Origin of the sequence: Sandarakinorhabdus glacialis (assembly GCF_014643455.1) — a bacterium.
In the GTDB taxonomy this organism is placed as follows: Bacteria; Pseudomonadota; Alphaproteobacteria; order Sphingomonadales; family Sphingomonadaceae; genus Sandarakinorhabdus; species Sandarakinorhabdus glacialis.
This window is the reverse complement of record NZ_BMJM01000023.1, coordinates 1-9,090: the sequence shown is the minus strand read 5'-3', so window position 1 is coordinate 9,090 and position 9,090 is coordinate 1. Positions and strand designations below refer to the sequence as shown.

The window sequence follows — 9,090 nt, the reverse complement described above, 5'->3', positions numbered from 1 at the left end:
TGCCTGTCGTCCAACCAAAACTCGCCTGCCATGCCGCGCTCCCGATGCCTCGGAAGCTTGAATCACACCTCAGACCAGATGTGAATCCTGTTTATGGGTCCCAGCTCTAGTTGACCAGCCAAGCTATCTCGACAGGGTATCATTGAGAAATCCGGCGACCAAGCCTCAGGCTGGTCGCCGCCAGAGTCTGTAAGGCATACTGACCGCTCTTATCCGCCGTTTTCCGACAATCTGCGGAACAGCAACCGCGTATGCCCCACCACATGACTGTCCACCGCCATAGCTGCCGCCATATTGGTCTGGACCGTTTCCCGACCAGACCCCCATCACATTGTCCCTATCACCGCCTCCGACTGGTTCTGTCACGTCTCGCCTCCTCCAAAAAATGTAAGCTCCAGTATACGAACCCGGCCGAAGACAGCGTGGAAGATAACGTTGTGTTACCTCCCGGAACTTTAAAGATTGCCGTACCGACCCATGACAATGTTTCATCGCACTGAGCCGTTGAGCGGAAATATCTTGCTGGGCATCCGGCTAACGCTTCACGGGCGGGTCTATTTGCAGTTCACGTCATGACATCTTGGCGGCTACCAGCACAATCAACGTATAAGCAGCAATCGCAGCGGCAAGTATTGGCAACTGGTACTGGAAAATGAGAGCACGCCCGGCCTAGTCCTTTACCCTGTTAAGTAAATCTGGCTATTTGTAAGAAACAAAATCGCCCTGCGACATGATGTTGAGCAGCCGGCCTTCGGCATTCACTACAGGAACGTGGCGGAAACGTTCATTGGACATCTGCCGGACCCAGACGGGCACCTCATCGCTTCCATGGGCAACTTTCAGGTCGCGCGTCATGATATCGGCTAGTGGCGTTGTTTTGGGATCAAGACTTTTTGCGAGCAGTCGCCGCAAAAGGTCGCGCTCCGTCACGATACCGATCGGACAATCTGCCGCATCGACGACCACGATGGCGCCGTCGTTTTTTTCGGACATTGCCATGATAGCTGTTGAAGTCATGGTATCCGGCTGGAACGCTAAGACGGGCGATTTGGTCCGGTATTCTGGCCTATCAATTATACTTTGCACATGTTTTCCATCCTGTTATTCGTGATTACTAATATCGCGCTTGTTTAATGCTGATCTGTCTGCCAAAATGCTTGCCTAACCATATGCTGACCGTAATTTAACACCGATTTAGTCAGCACCAACAAGATGGCCTAAAGCCCGTATTGGGTTCCAGCGGCGGCGATGCGAGAGTGATTTTGCGGGATTTTGCAACACCCGCCAACGTGTCGCGCATCAAGGCGCGTCCCGGCGTGCTCCAATCGCATTTTGCCATACAAGGAACTCAAATGACCGATACCGTACACGACATCGTCGATACAGCCGTCGCCGCAGGCACTTTCACCACGCTCGTCGCTGCCGTAAGCGCCGCCGGCCTTGTCGATACCCTAAAGGGCGCCGGCCCGTTCACCGTCTTTGCGCCCTCCGACGAAGCCTTCGCACGTTTGCCAAAGGGGACCGTCGAAGACTTGGTCAAGCCGGAGAACAAGGACAAGCTGACCGCGATCCTGCTGCTTCACGTTATCCCGGGCAAGGTCATGGCAGCGGACGTCGCGGGGAAGGTCCTCGATCCGGCAACCGCAGGCGGCGCCACCGTCCATGTCGATGGTACCGACGGCGTCTCCGTCAATGGCGCCAAGGTCGTGACCGCCGATATTGGCTGCTCGAACGGTGTCATCCACGTCATCGATGCCGTCTTGCTGCCAAAGGCCTGACCTGGAAACGGCGGCCGAAGGCAGCGATGCTTTTGGCCGCCGTGCTCCCGACGGGTAAGGGGCACTGAAGCGCCGATGAAGATCGCCATTGTCGGCGCCGGTATCGCCGGCTTGTCCTGTGCGGAGATGCTGCAGGCCGGCGGCCATCATGTTGTCCTTTTCGACAAGGCTCGCGGCGCCGGTGGCCGAATGGCTACCCGCCGCGTAGTCACTGTCGCCGGGTACGTCGCATTCGATCATGGCGCACAATATTTTACCGCGCGCGATCCCGAATTCGCATCGGTCGTACAAGGCTGGGGATCGGCGGGCATTGCCGCGCCATGGCCCGGCGCGGGCAGCGACGCCTGGGTGGGAACACCGGGCATGAGTGCGGTTGCCAAAGTGATCGCCCGGCCGATGACCATTCACTGGAACTGTCTGGTCGTAAAGATCCGGCACATGGACGGTTCATGGTTTCTCGATGCTGTCGCCGAAATCCCGTTTGACGCAGTAATCGTAGCAACACCTGCAGATCAGGCGGCGCCATTGCTGGTGACGCATGATCCGGCGATGGCCGCCATGGCGCAAGCGTGCCCGTCAGCGCCGTGCTGGACAGCAATGGTTGCGTTTGCCGTCCGGCTGGCTGTGGTCGACGACATCATCAGAAACACCGGCATCATCGGTTGGGCTGCTCGCAACAGCGCGAAACCGGGTCGGCCCGGCATCGAATCATGGGTTATCCAGGCCACTGCAAAATGGTCTCGCGACCATCTGGAAGACACAGAAGCCACCATTGTCGATGCCTTGCTTGCTGCGCTGGCGCTGGAGACAGCGACGCCATTGCCCAGCCCGATCATCCGCATCGGGCATCGTTGGCGCTACGCGCGCGTTACGGCCACGCACCAGGGCTGCCTTTGGAATGCAACAACGAAGATTGGTGCCGTCGGTGACTGGCTCATCGCACCCAGGGTCGAAAGCGCCTGGCTGTCTGGACGGATGCTGGCCAAGGTCATACTCGCCGGATAGCCTTGGCGGACACCGTCGACAAGGCGCTGCAATCCGGCTCGGAACTCAGGCTGAAATCGTTGCAATTGCAGTGCAAGAACCGGACACATGACCACTCCAGCCGGCGTCGAGGCGATGAGAAGGTCTTATTGGTGGAGCCGTTTTGCCAGCCAGTGTGACAGCAAAAAGTGCGGCATGGCCACGGACGCCAGCAGCTGAAAGGCCTGGGCCGTCATGTTCCAGGCCATGGGCGCAGGGGACAGCCCCTGTAGCGCCCACCACCCGATGATCGCAGCCCCGGAGAGCAGCACGCCGGTCGACAGCCATTGCGCAGGCGTCATGTCGCCAAGCGTGGCGCGCGCCTGTGAAAGGTGCCGCGGCGAATGCAAGAAAACGAAGAACAGCGCGAAGCCGACCACCGGCGGCAGTATCAGCAACAACGCCAGGCATAGGGCCATTGCTGATGCCCATTGCCGGTTGCCCGATCGCCAGGCGATGCCGATGCTGACGGCTGTGACCATCAGGGTCACAGGCGCGGCAGCGACAATAATCTGAGCTACGAACGTCGCACGCCCATCGCTCATCGCGACGAACAACCGCGACACGTCGGCTCGATGCCCGATCGCGGGCGCCGCAATTACCGCCAGACCCGCCGCAAGACGCAGCAACGGTTCGTCGAGCATGTCCCAGTCTTCGCCGAAATGCACGGCTGCAACCGCCAGAAACAGGATGAGTGCCGCGAGCGGCATGATCATCCACATTATCGCCATTAGCGCGGCGACTGCCACATAACAGCTCGCCGCGAGAGTGATACCATATCGATCGAGTGCGATGGCCCGCCGGAACAATGCCAGGTCATAGGCCCCATGAGGCAGTCCGCCGGCAACGAACAGCACCGTCGCCGCGGTGATCGCGGCTGGCTGCCCCATCGGTGAACCACGCAAGGTCGCCGCCACAACGGTCACGGCCGCTACCCAGTATGCCGGATACACCAAGTCACCGCGTTCCTGTGGAACACGATGACCTGGTCCAACCATTGGGCGAGCCGGCCTTTGCATAGGATCAGGCGGCACGGGCCTCCGGTCCGACTGCTTCAGCCTCAGACTTTCGTACCGAGATCAGGAAGACCAGGATACCGAGGCCGACCTTCGAAACAATATCGGCGATCGTGTAACCGATCTGGATCGCCGTGGTGACCGTCCCGCCGCTCAATTCGGTGTAAGGCACCATGTAGACGATCGGATAAAAGCCCCACGAAGCAAAGGTCAGCAGGCGCGCCTTGCGGACAAGGTTCTGGGTGGTCGCCGGTTGCGCCTCGATCGACTTGCCAAGCCCGCTGAACAATTCCCATACGATATAGAGGAACGGGATCGCCGACAGCGTACCCCACAGGACGCGCGTTGGGATGTCGCCGGCGATTTCACCTGGATAGCCAAGGATGATCATGAGTGCCGCGGCGGACCCCAGGCGAAGCGTCTTGGTGGTTGTTTCCGCGCGCGACAGCCGCATGACGAGCACCAGTTCGACCAGCAGCAATGGGACGGTCAGCAGCCAGTCGACATAACGATAGGCATCATTAAAGGCGAAACCGGTCGCCGTCACGATACCGTCCTTCAGCGTGAAGGCGGCACCCCAGCTCTCGAAGATCCGGAAATAGTGATACGTTGCTATTCCGGTAACGAGTCCCGAGATCACGACCGCTGTCCGGTAGGCGGGTGCCACCTGTGACCGGCTGAGCCAGAAAAATAGCGTGGCGGCGCCCATCGCTGCGAAAGTGAAGGAAAAAGCATTATACACCAGTGCGAACTGGAAAGGGGTAACAATATCCATCAAAATCTCCGCCGCGTGATCCGCAGCGCGAGTGCGCCGGGTAGGGTTTATGCGGGAAGTCGCCCACCTTTGGCGGGACGCGCTTCCGGCCTCCGAAACACAGCCACAGCAGGCGAAATTATTCACCGTGCCAAGGTTTGCGCCTGATCTCGCCACGCCGTGGCGATGGATGTGGGATAGGCCCCGATCAGGCCATCTACGATACGGACCTTGTACCGTAGGGGACGCAAAGCCCTAAAAGCCGGCCTCGACGGCCACGCGGATAAGATCGGCGGTCGTGTGCAGCCCAAGGCGTGTCATCAGGATTGCACGATGCATCTTGACGGTCTTTTCAGCCAGGTTGAGGTGCGCTGCGATCTGCTTGTTGAGAAGTCCGTTGGCGACGAGCTTGAGAACCTGCCCCTGCCTGGGCGACAGCGCCTTTACCGATATCGCTGCACGAATCCGACGCATGCTCGATGGCTCTGTAGCATCGGCATCAATTTCGACCTGCGATCCCAGGAAATAGAGGAGTGCGTCCTGCTCATCGTAGATCGGTGCAACCATGACGGCATTGCGAAACGGTTGGCCGTTGCGTTTGTAGTTCAGTATTTCGACCAGCACCGGCCGATGTTCCCGAACCCCGCGTCGGATCTCCTCGGTCAGCCATGGCTCGGTTGCCGGACCCGACAGGAACCGGCAATTGCGCCCCACGACGTCTTCAGGGGCGTAGCCGGTCAAGTCGCAGAACCCGGCGTTGCAGGCGACGATCGGATTGTCCGGCAGCCGCGGATCGCTGATCACCGACGGGATTGGGCTGTCGATAACCAGACGGAGATGTCGATCTTGGAGAAGACGGACGCCGATGGCTTGTGGCATGTCAGCTATTTGCCTTATCCGTGTGCCTTCTCCTACGCTTGATCCTGTACAAAGCCACCTAAATAATTAATGACGCACCGTATGACGTCGGCATGGGGCTTGGTCGCCTTCAGAGTCCGTTTGAGAATGCCTATGGATGAGCGATCCTGCGCGGCATGAGACTTCCGAGGGCGACATGGATCATGGCCTCCGAGTCGTCGAGGCGTTGTTCATAGTCGCGGACAAGGCGGCGCCAGCGGGTCATCCAACCGAAGGTGCGCTCGACGACCCAGCGTTTTGGCAGCACCTTCAAACCGGCCTCCTTGTCAGTCCGGCTGACGATTTCGAGGACGAAGTCCCGGTAGGCTGCGGCATCCACCAGTCGCGAGCGGTCATAACCGAGGGCCAACTTTCCACACCAGTAACACTGTCGCGGCGGGTCCCCTTGCGGACAATCACGAGACGACGGTCTTCGCTCAAGTTGCCTTCGTCGCGATGGGCCGCTTCGGCCCCAGTTACGGACGTTCGCTCTTGATCTGAAGCGGTGCTATCTCGTGCGCATGACATTGCGGAAAGATCACCCCCTCGACAAGTACATTGACGACCCGCGCTCGGGAATGTCACCGAAGGAGGGCTACGAATGGGAGTGGAACGCGCTCCCACGCTGGGTCAAGGCAACTTGCATTATTATTGGAGGTCCCGCATTTGCGGTGTTGGTCTGGAGCGTGTTCGACCAGAATGCGATCGATGGTCGAACACGAGCGATCTGCTTCGTCTTGTCTGCGTCTGTCTCGCTCCTGCAGATATTTTCGCTCCACAAAGTCACCCGCACAGCGAGACGCGGCAAGAAGTGACCAAAGCACCGCTTGGTCCGCTTCCCACCCATAGCGGCTGTCTCCGAGCTTGGCGATGCCACGATGGTAAATGTCAATATCGCTGCGAGGCGATGATTGGAGCCACAAATAGAATGTGCTACATTGTGTACAAATCGGCACAGGAGCGCGGCAATGACGGCGTCGACAACCATGACCATCAGGGTAACCGCGGAGGCCAAGGAGCGCCTCGGTCAGTTGGCGCGTGAAACGCGCCGCAGCAGCTCATTCCTGGCCGCTGAAGCGGTAGATCGCTACCTCGATCGAGAGCAGGCGATCATCGAAGGAATCAAGCGCGGACGAGCCGACGTTGTAGCAGGTCATCTCGTCTCGAACGATGTTGCCTTCGTTGAGCTGACCGCCGCCGTCGAAACTGGCCGGAGTGCGCGGAACTCGTGACACGACCTGTACTCTGGTCGCGTGACGCCCTCGACGATCTCAAGAAGCAGTTGGTGTATATTGCGGGCACCAATCCCGTCGCCGCCAGTCGGGTCGTCGATCGCCTGCGTAAGGCGGCTGCCCAGCTTGAAGACTTTGCCACCGGGCGTCCGGGAAGGGTGGCCGGCACCTACGAGAAGTCTGTGACGGGACTGCCTTACGTCATCGCCTACGAAATCGTTCCGCGCGACACGGGTGAAGTCGTCGCTATTCTTCGCGTGATCCATACAGCGCGAGACTGGCCAGAGGAAACATGGCCGTCTGATTGATGGTCCCCTGGCGGACAACTAGGCGCAGCCATTTTGACTCAGACCCGGCTGTTGCAGCCTACCTCCGACCCCTTGCAGTCGACGGCAAAGATCCCGAGTCCTTGAATAAGATCGACTGCGAAATCAGCGCCCGGCTCAAATATGTCCCGCCAGATCGCCATTCGCCGGCGTTTGCGATCATGGTCAATGTGCTAAGCTATCGCATACTTTGAGCCCCCTGCGGGTAAAGACAGGCTCCGACATTCAAGCGTGCCACACTGACGGCCTGCACAGGCTTGAAGGGCAGCAGGTGGTGAGTGGCCAAGCCGGATCGCGCTATTGTCCGGAACGTGCCGTCTGCGCTCGCAGTGGTAGGCACTTTGTCGCTCATCATGGTTCCTTCACCGAGAATCTCGGCTGCCGGGTGAGCAGGTAGATCTAGTCGTCTCCGTGCCAGCGCCCCGTCGATGTGAGCAAAAAAAGGCCGGCGTGTTTCCACACGCCGGCCTTGCTAGCCTGGTTCAGTAGTTCGACTCGTTCTGCTGGCTTCGCGCGGCGTTCCAGCTTGTGCGGGTGAAGTCGGCGTAGAAAGCCTCGCCCGCTGCCTTCAGCACGCGCTCGCGCTGGTCGTTGTCGATGAACACCGCGCCCTCGTTCTCCTGGCTCATGCCGCGCAGCAGCGTCGTCACCAGGTTAGCGACCAGCGAGGTCATCGCGGCATGGATGTGCGGGTTCTGCCGCAGCGCCGACAGCAAAGTCGATCCCGAGCGCGGCAGGCCGGAGATGAAGCGCAGGCCGTGGTTCTTCGATCATACTTACGGCAGGCGTCATTCCCGCCGATGCGAGCATGACGCGAGGATCGAAGGTTCGGGCTCAGGCAACCTGGCGCTTCCGCCGCCGCATCGCCGCGCCGATCATGCCGAACCCGCCGAGCATCAGGCCCCAGGTTGCGGGTTCGGGGACACCCGCGATAGGCGGGGCTCCGATGATGTTGGCCACCACGGTCAAGTCGAGCAAGCCGAAGTCATAATCGTCCAATCCTGCGAAGCGAGAGACCATCACATATTGAAGCGTCTGCGAATGCAGCCCGAGCGATAGCCCCGCCGAGTCGAACTTGACGGGGCCGATACCGACCTGCGCGCCGCCGCCCAGATTGTCGAAGCCGGCGTTGGTAAAGCTGAAGCCGTCGCCATCCAGCGCGCCAAAGATGCCCCCCAGGGATTCCGAATACGCCGATGCCGTGACGCCGTTGTACGCGATGAGCTGCGCCAGCGCCTTGGAGCCTGCCGCGACGTCGCCGAGGTAGAGAACGTAGTAGCCCGTCACTTCGTCCTGGGTCATCTGACCCGCACCACTGCTGAGCAGGAACCCGATAGCATAATCAGTTACCGTACCGGTCACGGCGACCGTCTTGCTACCAAGCGCAAAATCGTCGCCGCCTGCCGCATGGCTGCTAAAGCCGAGGGTGACGCTTTCGGACACAATACCGGGTCCGGACTGCGCATTGAGCGTGTAGATGATCGCGCCAGTCTGCCCGGCCGCCAACTGGCCTGGTGCGGTGCCGGAAATCAGGGCCGACGAAGACGTCCCGAGTGTCGTCACAAGCTTGTCGCTGATCGCGCTGACAACGACGCCGTTGCTGACCGCCAGAGATTTCGTCCCTGTCGTATAGGCGCGCACCGCCCCGAAATCGAGCGTGTCCGGGACCGATGCATCCGCGAAATAGCGTAGCGCCTCAATGGTGACCTCACCATTGCGATCGGCAACGGTCGAGGCGCTGCTCGTGATGTTGGCCGCCCCCACCATCGTGAACGAGCCGCCGCCGCCGCCACCTGGGGAAGGGGCTGAAGTGCCGCCAGTGTACTCGCCAGGGCCGCCGCCGCCGCCTGAGAGCCCCCCGCCGCCGCCGCCGCCCGTTCGGCCGGCCCCGCCGCCGCCGCCAAAGCCTCCCCAACCAAATTCGTTATACTCTCCGGGTTTACCACCAGCGAAGTCTGGGGGTAATTACTCACCCGTACCAGCTATCAGGCGGTGACGGCACCCAGGATGGTGTGGAATGGAGTGCGTCCCGCGAGACGCGCAGTGTCAACGGTGGTGCGCAAG

General features: G+C 60.3%; 11 protein-coding genes and 1 pseudogene. 5 read left to right on the top strand and 7 right to left on the bottom strand.

Annotation, left to right across the window (positions count from 1 at the left end; genetic code table 11):
* Window positions 1–699: 699 nt before the first annotated feature.
* Window positions 700–1,086, bottom strand: coding sequence for a CBS domain-containing protein (locus IEW98_RS15815; protein ID WP_279380389.1), 387 nt, complete (start codon window positions 1,084–1,086; stop codon window positions 700–702).
* A 266-nt stretch (window positions 1,087–1,352) separates the two neighbouring features.
* On the opposite strand from IEW98_RS15815, the gene IEW98_RS15810 reads away from it, so the two are divergent.
* Both IEW98_RS15810 and IEW98_RS15805 read left to right on the top strand, forming a co-directional pair.
* Window positions 1,353–1,778 (top strand): fasciclin domain-containing protein, encoded by a 426-nt coding sequence (locus IEW98_RS15810; RefSeq protein WP_188764456.1) that lies wholly within the window; start codon window positions 1,353–1,355, stop codon window positions 1,776–1,778.
* Between the two features lie 75 nt (window positions 1,779–1,853).
* On the top strand, window positions 1,854–2,783 hold the full coding sequence (locus IEW98_RS15805) for an NAD(P)/FAD-dependent oxidoreductase (RefSeq protein ID WP_188764454.1): 930 nt from the start codon (window positions 1,854–1,856) through the stop codon (window positions 2,781–2,783).
* Window positions 2,784–2,908: 125 nt separating this feature from the next.
* Here the strand turns inward: IEW98_RS15805 and IEW98_RS15800 are convergent, their stop codons facing one another.
* The 4 genes and pseudogenes from IEW98_RS15800 to IEW98_RS15785 form a co-directional block, all read right to left on the bottom strand.
* The gene (locus IEW98_RS15800) at window positions 2,909–3,754 is read right to left on the bottom strand and encodes a Brp/Blh family beta-carotene 15,15'-dioxygenase (protein ID WP_243450824.1); all 846 of its coding nucleotides are present in this window, start codon (window positions 3,752–3,754) and stop codon (window positions 2,909–2,911) included.
* Window positions 3,755–3,824: 70 nt separating this feature from the next.
* On the bottom strand, window positions 3,825–4,718 hold the full coding sequence (locus IEW98_RS15795; protein WP_243450822.1) for a bacteriorhodopsin-like: 894 nt from the start codon (window positions 4,716–4,718) through the stop codon (window positions 3,825–3,827).
* Window positions 4,719–4,826: 108 nt separating this feature from the next.
* Window positions 4,827–5,450 carry a LuxR C-terminal-related transcriptional regulator gene (locus tag IEW98_RS15790; RefSeq protein WP_188764451.1) on the bottom strand — a complete coding sequence of 208 codons (624 nt, stop codon included), beginning with the start codon at window positions 5,448–5,450 and terminating at the stop codon, window positions 4,827–4,829.
* A 130-nt stretch (window positions 5,451–5,580) separates the two neighbouring features.
* Window positions 5,581–5,826: pseudogene (locus IEW98_RS15785) on the bottom strand (transposase); the annotation flags it as partial.
* Between the two features lie 163 nt (window positions 5,827–5,989).
* On the opposite strand from IEW98_RS15785, the gene IEW98_RS15780 reads away from it, so the two are divergent.
* The 3 genes from IEW98_RS15780 to IEW98_RS15770 all read left to right on the top strand — a co-directional run bounded on the left by IEW98_RS15780 (window position 5,990) and on the right by IEW98_RS15770 (window position 7,008).
* Window positions 5,990–6,283, top strand: coding sequence for a hypothetical protein (locus IEW98_RS15780; RefSeq protein WP_188764449.1), 294 nt, complete (start codon window positions 5,990–5,992; stop codon window positions 6,281–6,283).
* A 153-nt stretch (window positions 6,284–6,436) separates the two neighbouring features.
* Window positions 6,437–6,700: a CopG family ribbon-helix-helix protein gene (locus tag IEW98_RS15775; protein ID WP_188764447.1), complete on the top strand. Its 264-nt coding sequence runs from the start codon at window positions 6,437–6,439 to the stop codon at window positions 6,698–6,700.
* Window positions 6,697–7,008 carry a type II toxin-antitoxin system RelE/ParE family toxin gene (locus IEW98_RS15770; protein WP_188764445.1) on the top strand — a complete coding sequence of 104 codons (312 nt, stop codon included), beginning with the start codon at window positions 6,697–6,699 and terminating at the stop codon, window positions 7,006–7,008. The genes IEW98_RS15775 and IEW98_RS15770 overlap by 4 nt, the downstream gene beginning before the upstream one ends.
* Window positions 7,009–7,508: 500 nt before the next feature.
* On the opposite strand, the gene IEW98_RS15765 is transcribed toward IEW98_RS15770, so the two are convergent.
* Complete coding sequence (locus tag IEW98_RS15765) at window positions 7,509–7,742, bottom strand: hypothetical protein (RefSeq protein ID WP_188764443.1); 234 nt, start codon at window positions 7,740–7,742, stop codon at window positions 7,509–7,511.
* Window positions 7,743–7,860: 118 nt separating this feature from the next.
* Window positions 7,861–8,793: a PEPxxWA-CTERM sorting domain-containing protein gene (locus IEW98_RS16630; protein WP_188764441.1), complete on the bottom strand. Its 933-nt coding sequence runs from the start codon at window positions 8,791–8,793 to the stop codon at window positions 7,861–7,863.
* Between the last annotated feature and the right edge of the window lie 297 nt (window positions 8,794–9,090).

Bases quoted from the DNA above. Each gene is read 5' to 3' on its own strand.
- IEW98_RS15810 (WP_188764456.1), top strand. From the start codon at position 1,353: ATGACCGATACCGTACACGACATCGTCGATACAGCCGTCGCCGCAGGC.
- IEW98_RS15805 (WP_188764454.1), top strand. From the start codon at position 1,854: ATGAAGATCGCCATTGTCGGCGCCGGTATCGCCGGCTTGTCCTGTGCG.
- IEW98_RS15790 (WP_188764451.1), bottom strand. From the start codon at position 5,450: ATGCCACAAGCCATCGGCGTCCGTCTTCTCCAAGATCGACATCTCCGT.
- IEW98_RS15780 (WP_188764449.1), top strand. From the start codon at position 5,990: ATGACATTGCGGAAAGATCACCCCCTCGACAAGTACATTGACGACCCG.
- IEW98_RS15775 (WP_188764447.1), top strand. From the start codon at position 6,437: ATGACGGCGTCGACAACCATGACCATCAGGGTAACCGCGGAGGCCAAG.
- IEW98_RS16630 (WP_188764441.1), bottom strand. From the start codon at position 8,793: ATGGTGGGGGCGGCCAACATCACGAGCAGCGCCTCGACCGTTGCCGAT.